This is a genomic window from Variovorax sp. NFACC27 (assembly GCF_048301545.1).
GTDB lineage: Bacteria > Pseudomonadota > Gammaproteobacteria > Burkholderiales > Burkholderiaceae_C > Variovorax > Variovorax gossypii.
Window position 1 is genome coordinate 5,260,603 of record NZ_CP157613.1, and the last position, 20,559, is coordinate 5,281,161.

The following is a 20,559-nucleotide window of genomic DNA, read 5'->3' on the forward strand; positions in this document are numbered from 1 at the left end:
CCCTTGTTCCGCTTCTTCGAAAAACTCCTTCACCCCTACCCCGCCGCCGAACCCGCGCTGCCGCCGCAGGGCTTCCTCGCCTTCCTCTGGGCCTGCACGCACGGCGTGCGGGGCAAGATCGGGGTGATGGCGCTGCTCACCGCCGTGATGTCGATCTTCGAGGCGGCGCTGTTCGCGATCCTCGGCCGCATCGTCGACTGGCTTGCAGGCCAGGAGCCCTCGCGCTTGTGGCAGGACCGCGGCGACACGCTCATGTGGCTGGCCGCGTTCCTGGTGATCAGCATCCTGGTGGTGGCGCTGCAGACCATCGTCAAGCACCAGACGCTCGCGGTGAACCTGCCGATGCGCCTGCGCTGGAACTTCCACCGGCTGATGCTGGGCCAGAGCATGGCCTTCTACCAGGACGAGTTCGCCGGCCGCATCACGGCCAAGGTGATGCAGACCGCGCTGGCGGTGCGCGACACCGTGTTCGTGCTGGCCGACGTGCTGGTGGCCATGGGCGTGTACGTGGCCACCATGATCATCCTGGTGGGCGTGCTCGACGCGCAGCTGGTCTGGCCCTTCCTGATCTGGCTGGCGCTGTACATCGGCTCGCTCGTGTACTTCGTGCCGCGCCTGGGCAAGGTCGGCAAGGAGCAGGCCGACGCCCGCGCGCTGATGACCGGCCGCGTGACCGATGCCTACACCAACATCGCGACCGTCAAGCTGTTCTCGCACACGCAGCGCGAGGCCGGCTTCGCGCGCGACGCGATGCGCGAATTCATGAAGACGGGCTACGGCCAGATGCGGCTGGTGAGCGCCTTCGAGATCGTCAACCACACGCTGAGCATGGGCCTCACGGCCGGCATGGCGGGCGTTGCGCTGTGGTTGTGGTCGCACGGCTCGGTCGGCGTGGGCGCGGTGGCGGCTGCCACGGCGATGGCGCTGCGGCTGCAGGGCATGTCGCACTGGATCATGTGGGAGATGACCAGCCTGTTCGAGAACATCGGCACGGTGCAGGACGGCATGAAGACGCTGTCGCGCCCGCGCACGGTGATCGACGCCGCCGACGCGAAGGCGCTCGAGGTGCCGCGCGGCGAGGTCCGCTTCGAGCACGCGAGCTTCCGCTACGGCGACGCGGGCCGCCGCGTGATCGACGACCTGACGCTGACGGTGAAGCCCGGCGAGAAGATCGGCCTGGTCGGCCGCTCGGGCGCGGGCAAGTCGACGCTGGTGAACCTGCTGCTGCGCTTCCACGACCTGGAAAGCGGCCGCATCCTGATCGACGGGCAGGACGTCGCGCACGTCACGCAGGACTCGCTGCGCAGCCACATCGGCATGGTCACGCAGGACACCTCGCTCATGCACCGCTCGGTGGCCGACAACGTCGCCTATGGCCGGCCCGATGCCACGAAGGAGCAGATCGAGGCTGCCGCGAAACGCGCCGAGGCGCACGACTTCATCCAGACGCTGGGCGACGCGAGCGGCCGGCGCGGCTACGAGGCACACGTGGGCGAGCGCGGCGTGAAGCTATCGGGCGGCCAGCGCCAGCGCGTGGCGATTGCGCGCGTGATGCTGAAGGACGCGCCGATCCTGCTGCTCGACGAGGCCACCAGCGCGCTCGACTCCGAGGTGGAAGCCGCCATCCAGCAGAGCCTCTATGCGCTGATGGAAGGCAAGACCGTGATCGCCATCGCGCACCGGCTCTCGACCATCGCCGCGATGGACCGGCTGATCGTGCTCGACGAAGGCCGCGTGGTGGAAGAAGGCGACCACCGCACGCTGATGGCGCAAGGCGGCCTGTACGCGCGGCTGTGGGCGCACCAGAGCGGCGGCTTCCTGGGCGACAGCCTCGAGGAAGACGAGGCCCTGCGCGCCTGAGCGGCTCCGCTCTTCAGGTCGGCAAAGCGCCGGCTTCGTATTGCGCGACGAACTCCCCCGACGGCGGGATCGGCTTGATGACGTCGATCAGCACGCCATTGGGGTCGCGCGTGATGAAGTGGCGCTGCCCGAAGGCCTCGTCGCGCAGCGGCAGCAGGATCGGCAGGCCGGCGGCCTTGAGCCTGTCGTGCACCGCGTCGGGGTCGTCCACCTCGAAGTTCAGCAGCGTGCCGCCCGCCACCTGCCCGCGCGCGGCGGCCGGGATGGTTTCGTGCCGGCCGTCGAGCACGGCGAGGTTCACCGAGGGCTCGTCCGCCAGTTGCAGGTGCACATACCAGTCGCTGGTGAACAACGGCACGAAGCCGAAATGCGCCTTGTAGAAATCCGCCGTTCCGGCGACGTCGTTGGTCATGAGAACGGGGTAGTAGCTCGTCACTTTCACGGTGAGTCCTTTCATTTAACATGCAGACTGCATGTAAATTGAATATAACTTACAGACAGGCTGCATGTAAATGAGCAAGACCACATCGGCAACGGTCAGGACCAACCGCGAACGCACCGAAACCACCCGCCTCGCGCTGCTGGATGCCGCGCGCGCCCTCTTCGTCGACAAGGGCTACGGCGACACCTCCACGCCCGAGATCGCGGTGGCCGCGGGCATCACGCGCGGCGCGCTGTACCACCACTTCACCGACAAGCGCGACCTGTTCCGGCAGGTGCTGCTGCGCGAGGGCCAGGCCGTGGCGGCCGACATCGAGGCGGCCGCGCCCGAGCAGCTCACGCCGCGCGAGGCGCTGCTCGAGGGCAGCAAGGCCTACCTGAACGCAATGACGGTGCCGGGCCGCACGCGGCTGCTGCTGATCGACGGCCCCGCGGTGCTGGGCATGGAGGAGATCGTGGCCATGGACAACGCGACCTCGGCCGCCTCGCTTCGAGAGGGACTGGCACGCGCCGGCGTGGGCAAGGACGAGGTCTCGCTCGACGTCATCACCCCCCTGCTCGCGGCGGCCTTCGACCGGGCCGCGCTGGCCATCGACGCCGGTGCCGGCGTGGAGGAAACCCGCACGGCGATGCTGTGGCTGCTGGAACGCACGCTGGGCCCTGCCAGGAAGCGCTGACGATGCCGGACAAGCCGTGGTGCCGCGCTTCGCACGCGCCTACAGCGCCCGCCGCCCCCTGCCGACAGCAAGGCCTCGAAGGAAGCGCAATGCTGAATTCGTCTTCAACACAGCAGAGGAGTCATCGCGTGAATTCCATCATCTACATCGTCGGTCTGGTCGTGGTCGTCGTCGCCGTTCTCTCGTTCTTCGGCCTCCGCTAGGCCCACGCGCATCCCCCTGAGACGGGGCCGTTCGCGGCCCCGTCTTTCGTCGTGGCCGGCCGGTACGTGCCGGGCATAATTTGCGCGCCCCTGCACCGCACGGGGCCTCATTGAGCGACATCGACTGGCTGCGAAGGGACCCTGTTGACCAACACCGCGCTGCGCGAACCTGCCTTTCCGGATGCGGTGATCACCGAGGCGATCCGATGGACCGAACAAAGCGGTCCGCTAGACGACGCGCAGGCCCTGCGCCTGGCTGCTTCCCATACAGCCGATGCCCACAGGCGAATCACCCAGCGCGCGCTGCTGCTCGGCGAGCGCATCGGCCTCCAGCCCGAACTCGCGCGTGCCCGGCAATGGGCGCCCTGGGTGCTGCTCGGACTCGCGGCGCTGATCGTGGTCGCGGGTCTGGGGCTGGCGGGCAACGTGGTCGGCGGCGGCGAGCGCCACATCAACGTGATCGTCGCGCTCGCGAGCCTGCTGGGCCTGCATGCGCTGACGCTGCTGCTCTGGCTCCTGGGTCTGTGGCTGCCGCTCGGCTCCGTCAACACCGCGTCGCTCGGCTGGATCTGGCTGTCGCTCACCGCGCGAGTTGCCGGCGGCAAACGCGGGCAGGCTCCCGTGCTGGTGCGCGCGGCCACGGGGCTGCTGTCGCGCGCGAAGCTGCTGCCCTGGGCCTTCGGGCTGGTGAGCCACGGCATCTGGTCGCTGTCGTTCGCGGTGGTGCTGGCCGCGATGCTGTTCGCGCTCGCGTTCCGCAGCTACACGCTGAGCTGGGAAACGACGATCCTCGATCCGGAATTCTTCGTGCGCGCGGTGCAGGCGCTGGGCTGGGCGCCAGCGAAGCTCGGCTTTCCCGTGCCCGATGCCGCCACCGTGATGGCCGCCGCCCCCGGCTCCGCCGGCCAGCGCACGTGGGCGCTGTGGCTCACCGGCTGCATCGTCGTCTACGGACTGCTGCCGCGCCTCGTGCTGGCGCTGCTCAGCGCGGCCGTCCTGCGCAGCCGGCGCAAGGCCCTGCAGCCCGAATGGCACGAGCCCTATTACCGCAAGCTGGCGGCCCGCTTCACCGCGCTGGCGCCGGCAACCATCGTCGACGCCGACCCGGGCCGCCTGCGCGGCGCCATGCCCGCAAGCCTGCCGGACTCGCAACTGCATGACGCCCTCTTCGTCATCGGTTTCGAATTGCCGCCGGACACGCCTTGGCCGCCGGCCACGCTTCCCGCAGAACTCGCAACGCACGCGCAGCGCATCGACGGCAGCGCCCCCGCGCGACGCGCCCTGCTCGACCAGCTGGCGCAGGCCCGCCCGCGCACGGTGCTGGTGGTCTGCCATGCGGCATCGAGCCCCGACCGGGGCACCGAACGCTTCCTGCGCGAGGTGCTGATGCATTGCGGCGAATGCCGTCTGTGGCTGACTGGCGCCCCCGATGCCGGCGCCACGCAACGCTGGCTCGACTGGCTCCACGACACCGGCCTCGAGCGCATCACCGCCAGCGACCGCCCGGACATCGCGCCATGACGCAGCAGCAACAGCAAGCCGTCCGCATCGCCGTCGTCGGCCACACCAACGCAGGCAAGACCTCGCTGCTGCGCACGCTCACGCGGCGTGTCGACTTCGGCGAGGTGTCGCAGCGCCCAGGCACCACGCGCCACGTCGAGTCGGTCGACCTCGAAGTCAACGGCGAGGCCGCCGTGCGCTTCTTCGACACGCCCGGCCTCGAGGACGCCGTCGCGCTGCGCGAGCACCTCGCCGGCTTCGACGCGCAGGCGACACCGCCGGAGCGCATCCGCCGCTTCCTGCAGGGCCCCGAGGCTCACGGCGTGTTCGAGCAGGAGGCCAAGGTGCTGCGCACCATGCTCGACATCGACGCGGCCTTCCTGGTCATCGACGTGCGCGAGCCGGTGCTGCCCAAGTTCCGAGACGAGATCGAGCTGCTCAACTCCTGCGCGCGCCCGGTGCTGCCGGTGCTGAACTTCGTGCGCGACGCCACCAGCCGCGAGCCCGCCTGGAAAGAACTGCTCTCCGCCTACGGCCTGCACGTGCAGGTGCGCTTCGATGCGGCGGCGCCCTTCGTCGGCGCCGAGCAGGACCTGTACGACGACCTCGCCACGCTGCTGCGCGATCGCCGCGACCTGCTGCGAGGCGTGGTCGACGCGCTGGCCTCCGAAGCGGCCGAACGCCGGCAGTCGGCATGCACGCGCATCGCCGGCCTGCTGGTCGATGCCGCCGCGGTGCGGCGCACGGTCTCATCCAACGAATTCGCCGACGATGCGCGCCGCAAGGCGCTCGTCGCGGCGCTGCAGAAGGCCGTGTTCGACAAGGCCCAGCGCTGCACGGACGACCTGCTCGCGCTCTACGGCTTCCGCCAGGGCGACGCCGACGAAGCCCCGCTGCCGATCATCGAAGGCCGCTGGACGCTCGACTTCTTCAGCCCCGAGGCCATGAAGGACGCGGGCCTGCGCCTGGGCAAGGGCGCGGTCATCGGCGCCGCGGTGGGCGTGGTGGCCGACCTGGCCGTGGCCGGCATCTCGCTCGGCGCGGGCGCTGCCCTCGGCGGTGCCATCGGCGGCGCGGTGTCGCAAGGCTGGGGGCCGCTGGGCCGCAAGCTGGCCAACAAGCTGCGCGACGTGCACGAGCTCACAGTGGAAGACGGCGTGCTGTTCACGCTGGTCGCGTGGCAGCTGAAGCTCACGCAGGCGCTGGAGCAGCGCGGCCACGCCGCCACTCAGCGCATCGCCGCCGAGTCGCCCAGGGACGGCGATGCCCCCACGCGGGCCGCCGCGGCTGCCGTACGCGGTGCTCAGCCGGCACGCAACCACCCCGAATGGGAGTCGGGCGGCATCGCCACGCGCAGCTTCTGGCGCCCTTCGCCGCAGCGAGAGGCGCTGGTGGCCGAACTGTCGCTGGCGCTGCAGCGCGCCTTCGTCGAAACGCCCTAGTTCGCCAGCGCCTGCAGCCGTGCGTAGTCGCCCGGGCGCGCACCGAGCTGCTCGGGCGTGGAGCGCTTGACGACCCGCTCCAGGAACGGCTGCCGGTTGGCCTGCGTCACGGTCATGCCCTTGTCGCGCAGGAACTTCTCGTCTTCCAGCTCGCCGGCGATCACGCCGACGTTGGTCCACTTCGCGGTTTCCACGAGCACCTTCTCCACCATCGCCTGCTGCTGCGGCGTCATCCGGCCCCACGCGGCCTTGCCGATGACGATGCCCAACGTGTCGTAGACGTGCGCGGTGAGCAGCACGTACTTCTGCACCTCGTAGAGCTTCTTCGACTTGACGATGTCCAGCGGGTTTTCCTGCGCCTCCACCTCGTTCTTCTTGAGCGAGCCGTAGAGACTCATGAAGGGCAGCGTCACCGGCTTGGCGTCGAGCGCGGTGGCGAAGAGCTGGTAGGCGGCAGCGGCGGGAACGTACAGGCGCAGGTCGCGGAAGTCCTCGGGCCTGGCCAGGGGCTTCGCCGAGGTGACCTGGCGCGCACCGTAGTAGACGGAAGCGACCATGCGGTTGCCGCTCTTCTCGTTGTAGCCCTTCATCAGCTCCGCCAGCAACGGGCTCGCGAGGTACTTGCGCATGTGGTCGAGGTCCTTGAAGGCGAAGGGATAGCTCCCCAGGCTCAGCGGCGGATAGCCCTCGGCCAGCGTGGCCTGCCCGACGTAGGCGATCTGCACCGAGTCGTTCGCCAGCATCAGCGGAAAGTCGCCCTCCTGCCCCAGCTTCGAGGATGGCACCACCTCGATCTTGATCTTGCCCTCGGACTGCTCGGCGATCTTGCGCGCCGCCAGCTCGGCCTGCTGGTGGAAGATGCTCGCGGGCTCGTACACATGGCCCCACTTGAACTGCAGCACCTGGGCATGGGCCACCGCCGCTGCGGCGAACGCCATGCAAAAGAGCAAGCCGGCGCGGCGCCGCGGCAACAAGCTTTTCATCGACTCTCCCTCGGGTTGAAAACAGTCCGGCCACATGCAAGATCGGCGCCATGGCTGCAGGCGGACGCCGGGCGAATTCGTCCGGCGCGGGAATCGTAAGGATTTGATACAAACATCGGGAGCGGGTTTGCCCGACTCCTGTCGGCGCGCCTACGATGCCTGCCCACCAGACCAGAACCGGAGGAGACCCCGCATGTCGTTCCTGAATGCCTACGTGCTTCCGCTCACCGTGCTCGCCGCACTCGGATCGGGGCTCATCGCGGGCCTGTTCTTCACCTTCTCGAACACCATCATGAAGGCGCTCTCGCGCATGCCGCCCGAGCAGGGCATGGCGGCGATGCAGCACATCAACGTCGTCATCCTCAACCCGGTGTTCCTCGGCATCTTCGTGGGCACCGCCGTGCTTGGCGTGGTGCTGGGGCTGCGCGCGGTGATGACGCCGGCCGGCTGGATCTCCGTGTGGTTGATCGTGGGGACGCTCGCCTATGTGGTGGGCTCCTTCGCACTCACGCGCATCGTCAACGTGCCGATGAACGACGCGCTCGCGCGGGCCGACGCCACCGCGGCCGTCGCGGCCGTGCAGTGGCCGGCGTATGTGGAGCCGTGGCTGCGCTGGAACCATGTGCGCACGGTGGCCTCCGTCGTGGCGGCGCTGGCCTTCACGCTGGCCGCAGTCCAGATGAGCCGCGCCACCGCTGCGTGACGAGAAACCCGGACCTTCCATGCCCACCATCCGCCACATCCTTCACCGGCTTCTCGTCGCCATCGGCATGCTGATGCTGCTTCAGCAAGCCTCGCTGGCGCAGTCGTCGCCCGATCGCATCTCCGTCACGCAACAGCCCGGCTCCTATGTGCTCACGGTGCCGGCCAGCCGGTTGAGCCTCGCGGTTCCCTCGGACAGGCTGGTCCAGGGCAACCCGCGTGCGGGCGGCGCAACGAACAATCCTCGGTACTTCTTTTTCTCGGACGAGGCACGCGGCCTGGTCATCTCGGGCTGGTTCGAGCCCGCCAGCCAGTTCCCGGGCGCCGACTCGGCATGGCAGGCCGACCTGGCCGCATCGAAGAAAAACGGCCTGCCGCCGCCGACCGACGTCTCTTCCGGCAAGGTCAACGACTGGGCCGTGGTCTTCTATGAACAACAGCTGCCCGGCATCTCCAACTCCCACGTGCGGGCCCACTACGTCCGCGCAGGCACCTGGATCGACGTGCACATTTCGGTGACGACTCTCGGCGCCGGCAACTCCAATCGCGAAACCGTGACCGCCGTGCTCAATTCGCTCGCCGTATCGGAAAAGAAATCGCAGGCCACGCCATGACAGACACGCTTCGCGCCATTCGCGCCGACATCACGACACTGCAGGTCGACGCCATCGTCAACGCGGCCAACTCCTCGCTGCTCGGCGGCGGTGGCGTGGACGGCGCGATCCACCGCGCGGCGGGGCCCGAGCTGGTGCACGAATGCCGGCTGCTGGGCGGCTGCAAGACGGGCGATGCGAAGCTCACGAAGGGCTATCGCCTGCCCGCGCGCTTCATCGTCCACACGGTCGGCCCCGTCTGGCGAGGCGGCGGATCGGGCGAGCCCGAACTGCTCGCGTCGTGCTACCGCCGCTCGATGGCGCTGGCCGCCGGGCAAGGCGTGCGCAGCATCGCGTTTCCGAGCATCAGTACCGGCATCTACGGCTATCCCGTCGAGCCGGCGTCGAAGATCGCGGTGGACACCGTGCGCGAGGCATTGGCGGGCTCCACGACGGTGGAGGAAGTCGTCTTCTGCTGCTTCTCGCCGGGCGACCTCGCGGTCTACGAGGCGGCGCTGGCATAGCCGGCACCGCCGACAGGAAGAATCCCCCACACAACGAGCCCCACACCCATGTCCGAATCACCCTTCGAGCCCGACGACAACGCCGCCGGCAGCAATGCCGGCATGCACAAGGGCCTGACCAGCTACGGCGACCGCGGCTTCTCGCTCTTCCTGCGCAAGGCCTTCATCAAGGGCGCGGGCTACACCGATGCCGCGCTCGACCGCCCGGTGGTCGGCATCGCCGACACCGGCAGCGCCTACAACCCCTGCCACGGCAACGCACCGCAGCTCATCGAGGCCGTCAAGCGCGGCGTGATGCTCGCGGGCGGCCTGCCGATGGAGTTTCCGACCATCTCGGTGCACGAGAGCTTCGCCGCGCCGACGAGCATGTACCTGCGCAACCTGATGGCCATGGACACCGAGGAGATGGTGCGCGCGCAGCCCATGGACGCGGTGGTGCTCATCGGCGGCTGCGACAAGACCGTGCCGGCGCAGCTCATGGGCGCCGCCTCGGCCGGCCTGCCCACCATCCAGCTCATTACCGGCTCGATGCTCACCGGCAGCCATCGAGGCGAGCGCGTGGGCGCGTGCACCGACTGCCGGCGCTACTGGGCCAGGTACCGCGCGGGCGAGATCGACGCGGAAGAAACCGCCGACGTCAACAACCAACTGGTGGCGAGCGTGGGCACCTGCTCGGTCATGGGCACGGCAAGCACCATGGCCTGCATCGCCGAGGCGCTGGGCATGACGGTGCCGGGCGGTGCCTCTCCGCCCGCGGTCACGGCCGACCGCATCCGCATCGCCGAGCAGACCGGCGCACAGGCCGTGCAGATCGCGCGCGACCGCCTCACCATCGACAAGGTGCTGACCCCGGCCGCCTTCGAGAACGCGATGCGCGTGCTGCTGGCCATCGGCGGCTCGACCAACGGCATCGTGCACCTCGCGGCCATCGCCGGGCGCATGGGCCTGGACATCGACCTGCACGCGCTCGACCGCATGGGCCGCGAGACGCCGGTGCTGCTCGACCTGAAGCCCTCGGGCCAGCACTACATGGAAGACTTCCACTCCGCCGGCGGCATGGCGACGCTGCTGCGCGAACTCAAGCCGCTGCTGCACCTCGACGCGCTCACCGTCACCGGCCGCACACTGGGCGAGGAGATCGAGCGCGCCGGGCCGGGCTTCAGGCAGGACGTGGTGCGGACGGCGACGCGGCCGATCTACCCGCAGGGCGGCATCGCAGTGCTGTGGGGCAACCTGGCGCCGGGCGGCGCGATCATCAAGCAGTCGGCCGCCGACCCTGCGCTGATGGAGCACGAGGGCCGAGCGGTGGTCTTCGAGAACGCGGAAGACCTTGCGCGGCGCATCGACAGCGACGAGCTCGACGTCGCGCCGCACGACGTGCTGGTGCTCAAGAACATCGGCCCCAAGGGCGCGCCGGGCATGCCCGAGGCGGGCTACATCCCGATCCCGCGCAAGCTCGCGCGCGCCGGCGTGAAAGACATGGTGCGCATCTCCGACGGCCGCATGAGCGGCACCGCCTTCGGCACCATCGTGCTGCACGTGACGCCGGAGTCGGCCATCGGCGGGCCGCTGGCCTACGTTCGCAGCGGCGACCGCATCCGGCTCAGCGTCGCGAACCGCGAGATCTCGCTGCTGGTGGCCGACGACGAACTGGCGCGCCGCGCGAAGGAAGCCCCCGTGATCGAGCCCACCGCCGAGCGCGGCTACCGCAAGCTGTTCCTGCAGACGGTGACGCAGGCCGACAAGGGCGTGGACTTCGACTTCCTCCGCGCGCCGGACACCCTGGGCAAGGTGCCGCGCTAGCCCCCGCACAATGCACGCATGACCAACGACTTCTACGACGAACTCGCACCGCTCTATCACCTGATCTATCCGGACTGGAACGAGAGCATCCGCATGCAGGGCGACAGGCTCTCGCAACTCATCGCTTCCGAATGGCCCGGCGCTGGCGCGCATCGCAAGGTGCTCGACGTGTCATGCGGCATCGGCACGCAGACGCTGGGACTGGCGGCGCTTGGCCATGCGGTGACGGCTTCAGACCTGTCGCCCGAAGAGATCGAGCGCGCGAAACGGGAAGCCGGCCAGCGCGACCTCGACATCGCCTTCTCGGTGTGCGACATGCGCGAGGCGCACACGCACCACGGCGGCGGCTTCGACATCGTGATCTCGTGCGACAACTCCATGCCGCACCTGCAGACCGACGCAGACCTGCTCACCGCCCTGCGCCAGATGACGGCCTGCCTGCGCCCCGGCGGCGGCTGCGTCGTGAGCGTGCGCGACTACGCGAAGGAAGAGCGCGGCAGCAACCTCGTGAAGCACTACGGCGCGCGCGTGGAGGACGGCAAGCGCCATGTGCTGTTCCAGGTCTGGGACTTCGACAAGGGAGGCACCGGCGATCACTACGACCTGGGCTTCTTCTTCGTCACCGAAGACCTCGCCACCGGCGCCGTGAGCACGCGCGTGATGCGCTCGCGCTACTACGCCGTTCCGACGACGCGGCTGTGCGAGCTGATGCAGGAAGCGGGGCTGCAGGACGTGCGGCGCATCGACGGCACCTTCTTCCAGCCGGTGCTGGTGGGCACGCGGCGCTGAGCCTTCGGACCCGGCTCACCGCTTCATGCGCAGCATCGAGCGCATGCCGGCAAGGAACTGCTCGTCGGTGCTGTTCCACCGCGCATCCGCCAGGTGCGCGCTGTCCGGCCCGGCCGGAAAGCGCAGCCGCTGCGACTCTTCCGTCGCCGCGGCGAAGACGGCCTCCGCGACCTGGTCGGGCGTCGTCACCGCGCCGGCGTTCGCGAACTGCGCCATGAGCTGCTCCGCGTAAGCCTGGTACGGCGGCGAGATCAAGCCGTTCATGCGCTCCATGCCGTTGGCCGTGAAGGCCGTTCCGGGGCCGTAGCCGGGCTCGACGAGCCTGACGCGCACGCCGACCGATTCGAGTTCGAAGAACAGGGCCTCGGTGAAGCCTTCGATGGCGAACTTGCTCGCCGCATAAGGCGCGACCAGCGGCATGCCCGCGAAGCAGACGCTGGAGGTGACGTTGACTATGGTTCCTTCCCCGCGCTCGCGCATGAGCGGAACCACGGCCTGGGTCATTGCCATGACGCCGAAGGTGTTCGTCTCGAACACTTCGCGGATGGTGTCCATCGGCGTGACTTCGAGGGCCGAGAACAGGCCGATGCCGGCGTTGTTCACCAGCACGTCGATGCTGCCGAAGGCTGCCGTGGCTTCGCCGATGGCCTGCGCGATGCTGCCGGCATCCGTCACGTCGAGGCGGACCACGCGAAGGCGCGGCGACGGCCCGCCCAGCAGTGACGGATCGGGCCTGCGCATCGTCGCGACGACGTTCCAGCCCTGTTTCAGGAAGTGCTCTGCCGTGGCCTTGCCATAGCCCGAGGAGCAGCCGGTGATGAGTGCGGTTTTCAAGTTCGGTTTCCTTTCAAGACCGGGCGATGCTAGGTTTGTTGACAGAGACGATCCATCGCGTGCAATCTCAGTTTCATGCGTGATCGTCTAAATCCGGACCCACTGGCTTCCATCGTGGCCCTGCTCCGTCCGCGGACCGTGCTGTCGAAGTTCATCAGCGGTGCAGGCAGCTGGGCCGTGCAGTACCCGAACCACGGGCATCCCAGCTTCTGCCTGATGCTCGAGGGCTCCTGCTGGCTGAGCCTGGATGCCGCGGAGCCCTTCCTGATGGAGGTCGGCGACTACGTCCTGCTGCCCGCGACGCCCGGCTTCCGCATGGGCAGCGACCTCGAGGCCATGAAGCGCCCCACCATGCGCGTCGCCGACGCGAGCCCGGTGGGAGAAATCCGCCACGGCGCGCAGGAAGACGAGGCGGCTGTCCGGATGCTCGGCGGCTACTTCCTGTTCGATCCGACGAGCGCTCCGCTGCTCGTGGGGCTCCTGCCGGCGGTTGTCCACATAAGGGCCAGCGACGCCGGAGCGGCGCGCCTGAGCTGGATCGCACGCGCCATCGACGAGGAGAACACGACGCCCAGGCCCGGCGGCGACGCCATCCTGCAGCGCCTCGTGGAGATCATGCTGATCGAGGCCCTGCGCTGGCGTCCGGCGCAGGACGATGCGCCCATCTCCGGCCTGCTGGCGGGCCTCGCGAACGCGCGAATGGCGCAGGCGCTGCGGCTCATCCACGAAGACGTGGCGCGGCGCTGGACCATCGAGGATCTCGCGAGGAAGGTGGGCATGTCGCGCGCAGCGTTTGCCTCGCACTTCGCGCGGATCCTCGGCGTGCCGCCGATGGAATACGTGCTGCGATGGCGCATGGCGCTTGCCAGGGACATGCTGTGGCACGACGGCCTCTCGCTCGGCGAGGTCGCGCATGCCATCGGCTATCAATCGGCCAGTGCGTTCAGCACCGCCTTCAGCCGTTCGGTGGGGCAGTCTCCGAGCTCGTTCGCGCGCACCGGCCGCGTGGGCGGCAGCAGCGGCGCCTGAGCGGGCTCGCTCCGGCGCAGCGGCCCCTCTGGCTGGTCACTGTCCCGTCACGGGGCAAACCTAGCATCCGGCCGCCTTCGTTTCTCTTTCAACAACATCTGAAAACCACATATGAAAAAGAGCGTTCCTGCGCCCGCGCCCCGTCCCGTTCTCGCCACCATCGCAGCCATCGGCGGCAGCCTGGTGATAGCCGCCTGCGGTGGCGGCAACGGAGGAGGCATCTCGCTTCCGGTCCTTCCGCCCGCACCGGCCCCCGCCCCAACGCCGGCTCCCCCCGCTCCCGCGCCGCTGGGCACGCTCGACGGCTCCGTGCCCCTGGTCATCGGCCACCGCGGCCTGCCGGGCCTGTACCCCGAGGAAACCAAGGTTGCTTATGAAGCCGCGGCCGATGCCGGCGCCGATTCGCTCGAGACCGACCTGCATCTAACCAAGGACTGCGTGCTCGTCGCGCGCCACAACCCCTGGTTGAGCGACAACACCAACATCGCCGACGTCGCCCAGACCAACGCAACGGTCGCGGGCCGCAAGCGCACCGTGCCCGGCGTGCTGGTCAACGTGAAGTACCCGCCCATCGAGGCCAACGGCCCGGCCCAGTACCTGAGCGACCTGACCGACCCCAACGATCCGAAGTCGGTGCTCAAGTCGCTCATCGTCGACGGAGAGGATCACACCAACGACTGGTCCATCACCGACTTCACGATGGACGAGCTGCGCCAGTGGATCCGTGGCACCACCTACGACGCCAAGGACCAGCGCCCCACCGACCTCAACGGCAAGCTGCCGATCATCAGCTTCCAGGAACTGATCGACATCGCCAAGGCCAAGAGCGCCGCCACCGGCCGCACGCTCACCGTGTATCCGGAAACGAAGAACCCGATCTGGAACAACGCGCAGGCCATCGCCAACGGCTGCGGCCCGGCGGGCAGCCATCCGCTGGAAGACGCGCTGCTGAAGGTCATGAACTTCAACGACCTCAACCGCAAGGACGCGCCGATCTTCGTGCAGAGCTTCGAGCCCGAGAGCCTGAAGTACCTGCGCTCGGCCGGCATGAAGGCCCGCGCGGTGCAGCTGGTGGACGGCAACGACGTCAACTACCAGACCGGCGAGATGATCTACGTCACCAAGGACGTCTACACCTTCGTCGACGGCCGCCCCTACAGCTGGACGCTGGCGGGCAACCCGAAGTGGTTCGGCGAGATGCTCACGCCCGCCGGCCTGGCCGAGGTCAAGACCTATGCCGACGGAATCGGCCCCTGGAAGCCGCAGGTAATGGCGCACACCATCGTGCCCTTCGTCGCGGGCAAGGGCCTGGCCGACGTGAACACCATCAAGCCCACCAGCCTGATCGCCGACGCGCACAAGGCAGGCCTCTTCGTGCACAGCTACACCTTCCGCAACGAGGCGAAGTACCTGGCGGGCGTGTACAAGGGCGACCCGACGGCCGAGTACCTTGCCTACTTCCGCGCCGGCATCGACGGCGTGTTTTCGGACTTCGCGAACACGGCGTTCGCGGCACGCAAGACCTACCTGAAGGAAACGGGCCGCTGAGGCGCCGCGGCGGGCAAGGCAAAGCACGGCGATGTACCCAGGCGAACGGCTCAACGGATACAGCCATCTGCTGGGCCTGGTGCTCGCGCTGCCGGCCATGGCATTGCTGCTCGTGAAGACCGTGCCCACCGGCGACCCCGCGCGCATCGCGGGGGCGCTGGTGTTCTCGCTCTCGGCCGTGGCGCTCTACGCGGCCTCCACCCTCTTCCACAGCACGCGAGGGCGCCTCAAGGGCGTTTGGGAGCGCGCCGACCACTGCGCCATCTACCTGCTGATCGCGGGCACCTACACGCCCTTCGCGCTGGTCACGATGGAAGGTCTCTGGGGCTGCCTGCTGCTGGCGGCGATCTGGGGCGTGGCGCTCTTCGGCATCCGGCGCGAGCTGATGCCGGCGAGGAACGGCATGCCGAAGAAACCTTCGCTGCCGCTGTACATCGGCCTTGGCTGGCTCGTCGTGCTGGCCGCCGCGCCGCTGGCCGCGCGGCTCGACTCGGAGGGCCTGATGTGGCTCCTGATCGGCGGAGCCTTCTACACGACGGGCACGGTGTTCTATCGCAACCGGTCGGGCTTCAGGCATGCGCACGGGGCGTGGCACCTGTTCGTGCTCGCGGGAACGACGAGCCACTACGTGGCGGTGGGCTGGTTCGTGCTTTAGCTCCCCGCTGCCGGTCGCGGAGATAATCGCCGACCGATGATCGTCCGACCCCGCCCCCACTGGCTGCGCATGCTCTTCGTATGGCGCGGCTCCGTCCTGTCGGACATCGCGCCACAGCTGTTGTGGACCACCGCCTTCGCGGTGCTGGTGACGGTGCTGCACGGCCGCCTGTTCCAGTGGAAGGTGCCGCTCAACTTCGTGCCCTTCTCGCTCATCGGCCTGACGCTGGCCATCTTCCTGGGCTTTCGCAACAGCACGAGCTATTCACGCTTCTGGGAGGCCCGCACGCTGTGGGGCACGCTGCTGAACGAAACCCGTGCGCTGGTCCGGCAGGCACTGACCCTCACGGAAGGCCCTTCCGAAGCCCGTACGGCCGCGATGCGCCTCATAGCCTTCGTCCATGCGCTTCGCCACCAGTTGCGCGGCACCGATCCGGCGGCCGACCTGACCCGCCTGCTGCCCGACGAGGACTGCGCCCGACTGCGCACCGCGCGCTTCAAGCCGGCGATGCTGCTGCTGATGGTGGGCGAATGGATACGCGACCAGCGCAGGCAAGGCCGGCTCGACCCGTCACTGGTGCAGGCCATGGAGCTCCCGCTGGGGCGCCTGACCGAAGCGCTTGGCGGCTGCGAGCGCATCGCGGGCACGCCGATACCGTTCACCTACTCCGTCATCATCCACCGCACCATCTACCTGTATTGCATGCTGCTGCCCTTCGGGCTGGTGGATGCCATCGGCCCGATGACGCCGGTGGTGGTCGCCTTCATCGCCTACACCTTCTTCGCGCTGGAAGCATTGGGCGCGGAGATCGAGGAGCCCTTCGGCACGCAGCCCAACGACCTGGCGCTGGATGCGATGTCGCGCACCATCGAGTCGACCCTGCGCGAGATGCTGGGCGAGCACCAGCCGGAGCCGTCGGCCGGGGCCGAACCCGCCGACTACCTGCAGACCTGAACGGGCCTGCCCGGCTCAGAGCATCTTCACCGCCACCTGCCGCAGCCCCCGCAAGTGGCGCGGCCCCAGGCGCGAATCGCCGGCGGAGATCAGGCAGATCGTGCCAAGGTGCGCATCCAGCGCCTCGCCGTTCTTCTCGTAGAGCACCAGCACCTTCTCGCCGATGGCGCTGTTGTAGAGCTCGTTCCAGCTGAAGATGGCCTGGTAGCCGTCGTCGCCGCGCGCGACCACCACGCAGCGCTTGAGCTCCGAGCGCGGCCTCTCCGAGAGCCCGCAGGCATCGAGCAGGTCGATGAGACGCGCGCCGGCATAACTGTCCACCTGCGCCACGGGCCGGCCCGAATAGCACAGCACCTGCGTGGGACCCAGGTCGTGCCTCGGCAGCCCTTCGAGTGCTTCGAGCGCGAAGGAGCCCGGCCGCGGAATCAAGCCCAGGACTTCCAGCACGCTGTTCCCCGTGAGGAACGATGAACCCACAGGCGATTCGCGGAGTGCGGGGCTTGCAACGGCATCTGTGTTCATCGTCGCTTCCATGTGTTCGGTTGACGGATGGGCGGGATCTTTCGGCAGGAACCCGGTAGGCGCGATCCACTTTCACATATCGCGCGCATCCGGATATTCTCGTTTCGTTATATTCATAAGAATACAGTGATGGCAGCCTTGCCCGACTTATGTTCATCCGACAGCTGAGTTACGTCGTCGCGCTCGCGCAGGAAAAGCACTTCGGCCGCGCCGCCGCGGCATGCAACGTGTCGCAGCCCGCGCTTTCGGGCGCGATCCGCGGCATCGAGCAGGAGCTGGGTGTCGTCATCGTCCAGCGCGGCCGGCGCTTCGAGGGCTTCACCAAGGACGGAGAACGCGTGCTCGCATGGGCGCGCCGTGTGCTGGCGGATTGCGAGAACCTGCGCCAGGACGCCCGCGCCAGCGAGGACGACCCGGTCGGCACGCTGCGCATGGGCGTGATTCCTGCCTCCCTGCCGCTGGTGCCGATGCTCACCCAGTGCTGCCTGCAGCGCTACTCGCGCATGCGGCACGAGATCTACACGCTGTCGGCCACGGAGATCCTGCGCAAGATCGGCGGCTTCGAGCTCGACCTGGGGCTCAGCTACCTCGACGACGAACGGCTCGACGCCTTCGCGACGCTGCCTGTCTTCCGCGAGCGCTATGTGTTCGTCGCGGCCGAGAAGTCGATGCTCGAAGGCGTCGCATCGATGTCGTGGTCGGAAGCCGCAGGCTTTCCGCTTTGCCTCTTCACCACCAACATGCAGTGCCGGCGCGGCATGGACGCGGCCTTCGCGGCCGCGGGCGTGGAGGCCGTGCCGCAGGTCGAGACCGACTCCATGACCGCGCTGTGGGCGCACGTGCGCCGGGCCGGGCTCTACAGCATCCTGCCGCACAGCGTGCTGTGCCTGACGGAGCTGGCGCAGCAGCTCTTCTCGGTGCCGATGGTGCCGCAGCTCCAGCGCGACATCGGACTGGTGTTCTCGGGACAGCTGCCGCGCGCACCGCTGCTGGATGCGGCGATGCGCCAGTTCCGCGAGCTCGACCTGCAGGGCTGGGTGGACGGCTTCCTGCCTCAGCCCTGAACGCTCACCTTCGCACGGCCCTGCCGTACAGCCTGCCGATCACGACCAGCAGGCATGCGCCGGCCAGCGTCGGCAGCACCAGGAAGTCCCACCCCGGCTGCGACAGGAAGACAATGACGGGGTTGCTGCCGGCAGGCGGATGCACCGTGTCGGTCGCCATCATGAGCATGGCTGCGCAAGCCCCCGCCGCAGCCATCGCCATCCAACCCGGCCCCAGCCAGTGGAGGAAGAGCAGGCCGATCGTCGACGACAGCAGGTGCCCGCCGATGACGCTCCTCGGCCTCGAGAACGCCGCATCCGGAAAGCCGAACAGCAGCACGCACGATGCGCCGAAGGAGCCGAGTACCCACGCATGGCCCGTGGTCGCTGCCAGCGCGCCCACGGTGGCCAGCGCCGCGAACGCGCCCAGGCCGGCCAGCAGGATGCCGGCGACCCGGCCGCGCCGCGACACGCCCGCGGCCTTCGCCGTGCTCGCAGAGGAGAAAAGAGGCACGCGGGCGTCCTTCCCTGCCTACTTCTTCGCGAAGCGCGCGGCCTCTTCCGAGCCCTTGGTCGCGTTGCCCGCGCTGTACGAATGCGCCCCCACGCCGGCCAGCTTGCCGCCCTGCACGATCAGATATTCGTTGCGGATAGGCCGGTTCTCGAAATAGCACTCCAGGATCTCGCGCGTGCCCGCCGCGTAGCGGGCCTGCGCCGACAGGCTGGTGCCCGAGATGTGCGGCGTCATGCCGTGGTTCGGCATCGTGCGCCACGGATGGTCGGCCGGCGCGGGCTGCGGGAACCACACGTCGCCCGCATAGCCCGCGAGCTGGCCGCTTTCCAGCGCCGCGGCGATCGCGTCGCGGTCGCACAGCTTGCCGCGCGCGGTGTTGATCAGGTAGGCGCCGCGCTTGAACTTCTTCAGTGTCTCGGCGTTGATCATGTGCTCCGTCTCGGGATGCAGCGGGCAGTTCAGCGTCACCACGTCGCACACCTTCGCCAGGCTCTCCAGGCTGGTGTGGTGGGTCAGGTTGAGTTCCTTCTCCACCGACTCGGGCAGGCGATGGCGGTCGAGGTAGTGCAGCTTCACGCCGAAGGGCTTGAGCAGGCGCAGCACGCGCAGCCCGATGCGACCCGCCGCCACGGTGCCCACCTGCATGCCCTCGAGGTCGTAGGAGCGGGCCACGCAGTCGGCGATGTTCCAGCCGCCCTTCACCACCCAGTTGTACGAGGGGATGTAGTTGCGCACCAGGCCCAGCGTCATCATCACGACGTGCTCGGCCACGCTGTTGCTGTTGCAGTAGGTGACCTCGGCCACCGTGATGCCGCGGTCCATCGCGGCCTGCAGGTCGGTGTGGTCGGAGCCGATGCCGGCGGTCACGATCATCCTGAGCTTCGGCGCCTTCGCGATGCGTTCGGCCGTCATGTAGGCGGGCCAGAAGGGTTGCGAGATCACGATCTCGGCGTCGTGCAGCTCGCGATCGAGCACGCTGTCGGCGCCGTCCTTGCTGGAGGTGACCACGAGCTCGTGGCCGTTCGATTCGAGATACTTGCGCAGGCCCAGCTCGCCCGAGACGCTGCCCAGCAGCGTGCCCGGCTGGAAGTCGATGCGCCGCGGCGTGGGCAGCGTCTGCCCGTCGGGGTAGCGCTCCAGGTGCGGCAGGTCGTCGCGGGCATAGGTCCTGGGGTAGCCGGTGACGGGGTCGTCGTAGAGCACACAAACAATCTTGGCCATGTCTTTGGTTCCTGGTTTGAATGGCGCGCCGGATGACGTGCCTTGTTCGACAGCAGTGCCGCTGCCTGGAACGCATGTTTCCCGGATGGAGCTCCGGGTGCCAATCGTTTGATTCGACCGTGTGATAGGCCTGTCTTATCAGGCCACGTCGCGCACGGGAGGCGGTGGCCGGTCAGGCTTCCTTCCTGCCGTCCCTGAACGCCAGCACCACGATGCCCACCGCGCAGACGGCGGCACTGGTAGTCTGACGGCCCAGCATGACTTCGCACAGCATCATTCAACGCATCGCCCGCCCGGCCGGCGCCATGTTCCTGTCCATCGCGGGCATGGCCGGCCTTCTCGCCGGCTGCGACCGCATCGGCTCTTCCGCGCCGACGCAATCCACGCAGCCCAGCGCGGAAGAAATCGCCATCCGCACTGCACCTCCCGAGCAGGTGTTCCAGGGCACGCTGGCGGGCCGGGCGGTTCATCTGGTCGTCCACGATTGCGAAGTCCTGCGGGTCCAGCAGACCGCGCAAGGCCGACTCGAATGGAAGAGCGTGCTGGCCCCGGAGCCCTATCCGTTCCCGACCTCGTGCGAGCGCCAGTCGCTGAGCTTCGATGCGGGACAGGTCACGGCGAGGCTCGGTCGACGTGCCTTCGGTGCCGGCGGCTGCTGCGCCAGCGGCGGCACCTATCGCTCCGCCGATGGCCTCATCTGGAAAAGGCTCTAGCGCCGAAGG

General features: G+C 68.5%; 21 protein-coding genes. 15 read left to right on the forward strand and 6 right to left on the reverse strand.

The features are described 5' to 3' along the window. Positions 1-3 precede the first annotated feature (3 nt). Positions 4-1,860, forward strand: a complete 1,857-nt coding sequence (locus ABL840_RS24590) for an ABC transporter ATP-binding protein (RefSeq protein ID WP_093306515.1) — start codon at positions 4-6, stop codon at positions 1,858-1,860. A 13-nt stretch (positions 1,861-1,873) separates the two neighbouring features. Here ABL840_RS24590 and ABL840_RS24595 read toward each other — a convergent pair whose 3' ends face one another. Beyond that, a complete protein-coding gene (locus tag ABL840_RS24595) occupies positions 1,874-2,317 on the reverse strand; it encodes a VOC family protein (protein WP_418115996.1) in 444 nt (147 codons plus the stop codon). Positions 2,318-2,372: 55 nt separating this feature from the next. Between ABL840_RS24595 and ABL840_RS24600 the strand changes: the two genes are divergently transcribed. The 3 genes from ABL840_RS24600 to ABL840_RS24610 all read left to right on the forward strand — a co-directional run bounded on the left by ABL840_RS24600 (position 2,373) and on the right by ABL840_RS24610 (position 6,123). Continuing rightward, positions 2,373-2,978 carry a TetR/AcrR family transcriptional regulator gene (locus ABL840_RS24600; protein WP_093306517.1) on the forward strand — a complete coding sequence of 202 codons (606 nt, stop codon included), beginning with the start codon at positions 2,373-2,375 and terminating at the stop codon, positions 2,976-2,978. A gap of 347 nt (positions 2,979-3,325) precedes the next feature. Beyond that, complete coding sequence (locus ABL840_RS24605) at positions 3,326-4,702, forward strand: DUF2868 domain-containing protein (RefSeq protein WP_093306519.1); 1,377 nt, start codon at positions 3,326-3,328, stop codon at positions 4,700-4,702. Continuing rightward, positions 4,699-6,123: a GTPase/DUF3482 domain-containing protein gene (locus tag ABL840_RS24610; protein WP_093306521.1), complete on the forward strand. Its 1,425-nt coding sequence runs from the start codon at positions 4,699-4,701 to the stop codon at positions 6,121-6,123. Before ABL840_RS24605 ends, ABL840_RS24610 begins: the two co-directional genes overlap by 4 nt. Here the strand turns inward: ABL840_RS24610 and ABL840_RS24615 are convergent. After that, positions 6,120-7,061, reverse strand: a complete 942-nt coding sequence (locus ABL840_RS24615) for a sialic acid TRAP transporter substrate-binding protein SiaP (RefSeq protein WP_418115997.1) — start codon at positions 7,059-7,061, stop codon at positions 6,120-6,122. The two genes, ABL840_RS24610 and ABL840_RS24615, sit on opposite strands and share 4 nt — an antisense overlap. Positions 7,062-7,299: 238 nt before the next feature. On the opposite strand from ABL840_RS24615, the gene ABL840_RS24620 reads away from it, so the two are divergent. From ABL840_RS24620 to ABL840_RS24640, 5 genes are read left to right on the forward strand one after another with little or no spacing between them, the layout of a single operon-like run. After that, positions 7,300-7,809 (forward strand): DUF1772 domain-containing protein, encoded by a 510-nt coding sequence (locus tag ABL840_RS24620; RefSeq protein ID WP_093306525.1) that lies wholly within the window; start codon positions 7,300-7,302, stop codon positions 7,807-7,809. A 19-nt stretch (positions 7,810-7,828) separates the two neighbouring features. Beyond that, positions 7,829-8,422 carry a hypothetical protein gene (locus ABL840_RS24625; protein ID WP_093306526.1) on the forward strand — a complete coding sequence of 198 codons (594 nt, stop codon included), beginning with the start codon at positions 7,829-7,831 and terminating at the stop codon, positions 8,420-8,422. Then, on the forward strand, positions 8,419-8,925 hold the full coding sequence (locus tag ABL840_RS24630) for an O-acetyl-ADP-ribose deacetylase (protein ID WP_093306528.1): 507 nt from the start codon (positions 8,419-8,421) through the stop codon (positions 8,923-8,925). The genes ABL840_RS24625 and ABL840_RS24630 overlap by 4 nt, the downstream gene beginning before the upstream one ends. Before the next feature lie 48 nt (positions 8,926-8,973). Then, positions 8,974-10,728, forward strand: a complete 1,755-nt coding sequence (locus ABL840_RS24635) for an IlvD/Edd family dehydratase (protein WP_093306530.1) — start codon at positions 8,974-8,976, stop codon at positions 10,726-10,728. 18 nt (positions 10,729-10,746) lie between these two features. After that, on the forward strand, positions 10,747-11,517 hold the full coding sequence (locus tag ABL840_RS24640) for a class I SAM-dependent methyltransferase (protein ID WP_093306532.1): 771 nt from the start codon (positions 10,747-10,749) through the stop codon (positions 11,515-11,517). Between the two features lie 15 nt (positions 11,518-11,532). Here ABL840_RS24640 and ABL840_RS24645 read toward each other — a convergent pair whose 3' ends face one another. Continuing rightward, positions 11,533-12,351, reverse strand: a complete 819-nt coding sequence (locus tag ABL840_RS24645) for an SDR family oxidoreductase (RefSeq protein WP_093306534.1) — start codon at positions 12,349-12,351, stop codon at positions 11,533-11,535. Positions 12,352-12,426: 75 nt separating this feature from the next. Here ABL840_RS24645 and ABL840_RS24650 point away from each other — a divergent pair, with 75 nt between their 5' ends. The 4 genes from ABL840_RS24650 to ABL840_RS24665 all read left to right on the forward strand — a co-directional run bounded on the left by ABL840_RS24650 (position 12,427) and on the right by ABL840_RS24665 (position 16,537). Continuing rightward, on the forward strand, positions 12,427-13,380 hold the full coding sequence (locus tag ABL840_RS24650; RefSeq protein ID WP_093306535.1) for an AraC family transcriptional regulator: 954 nt from the start codon (positions 12,427-12,429) through the stop codon (positions 13,378-13,380). A gap of 111 nt (positions 13,381-13,491) precedes the next feature. After that, a complete protein-coding gene (locus tag ABL840_RS24655) occupies positions 13,492-14,928 on the forward strand; it encodes a glycerophosphodiester phosphodiesterase family protein (protein WP_093306537.1) in 1,437 nt (478 codons plus the stop codon). A 31-nt stretch (positions 14,929-14,959) separates the two neighbouring features. Beyond that, positions 14,960-15,583: a PAQR family membrane homeostasis protein TrhA gene (trhA, locus tag ABL840_RS24660; RefSeq protein WP_093200824.1), complete on the forward strand. Its 624-nt coding sequence runs from the start codon at positions 14,960-14,962 to the stop codon at positions 15,581-15,583. Between the two features lie 36 nt (positions 15,584-15,619). Beyond that, on the forward strand, positions 15,620-16,537 hold the full coding sequence (locus ABL840_RS24665; protein ID WP_093306539.1) for a bestrophin family protein: 918 nt from the start codon (positions 15,620-15,622) through the stop codon (positions 16,535-16,537). A 15-nt stretch (positions 16,538-16,552) separates the two neighbouring features. Here the strand turns inward: ABL840_RS24665 and ABL840_RS24670 are convergent, their stop codons facing one another. After that, positions 16,553-17,059, reverse strand: a complete 507-nt coding sequence (locus ABL840_RS24670; RefSeq protein WP_093306540.1) for a hypothetical protein — start codon at positions 17,057-17,059, stop codon at positions 16,553-16,555. A 149-nt stretch (positions 17,060-17,208) separates the two neighbouring features. On the opposite strand from ABL840_RS24670, the gene ABL840_RS24675 reads away from it, so the two are divergent. Next, entirely contained in the window at positions 17,209-18,123 is a 915-nt protein-coding gene (locus tag ABL840_RS24675) for a LysR family transcriptional regulator (RefSeq protein WP_093306542.1), read from the forward strand. A gap of 4 nt (positions 18,124-18,127) precedes the next feature. On the opposite strand, the gene ABL840_RS24680 is transcribed toward ABL840_RS24675, so the two are convergent. Further along, positions 18,128-18,616, reverse strand: a complete 489-nt coding sequence (locus tag ABL840_RS24680) for an HPP family protein (protein ID WP_093306544.1) — start codon at positions 18,614-18,616, stop codon at positions 18,128-18,130. 18 nt (positions 18,617-18,634) lie between these two features. Beyond that, positions 18,635-19,837 (reverse strand): NAD-dependent formate dehydrogenase, encoded by a 1,203-nt coding sequence (locus ABL840_RS24685; protein ID WP_093306545.1) that lies wholly within the window; start codon positions 19,835-19,837, stop codon positions 18,635-18,637. A 257-nt stretch (positions 19,838-20,094) separates the two neighbouring features. Here ABL840_RS24685 and ABL840_RS24690 point away from each other — a divergent pair, with 257 nt between their 5' ends. Continuing rightward, positions 20,095-20,550 (forward strand): hypothetical protein, encoded by a 456-nt coding sequence (locus ABL840_RS24690; RefSeq protein WP_093306547.1) that lies wholly within the window; start codon positions 20,095-20,097, stop codon positions 20,548-20,550. Positions 20,551-20,559 lie beyond the last annotated feature (9 nt).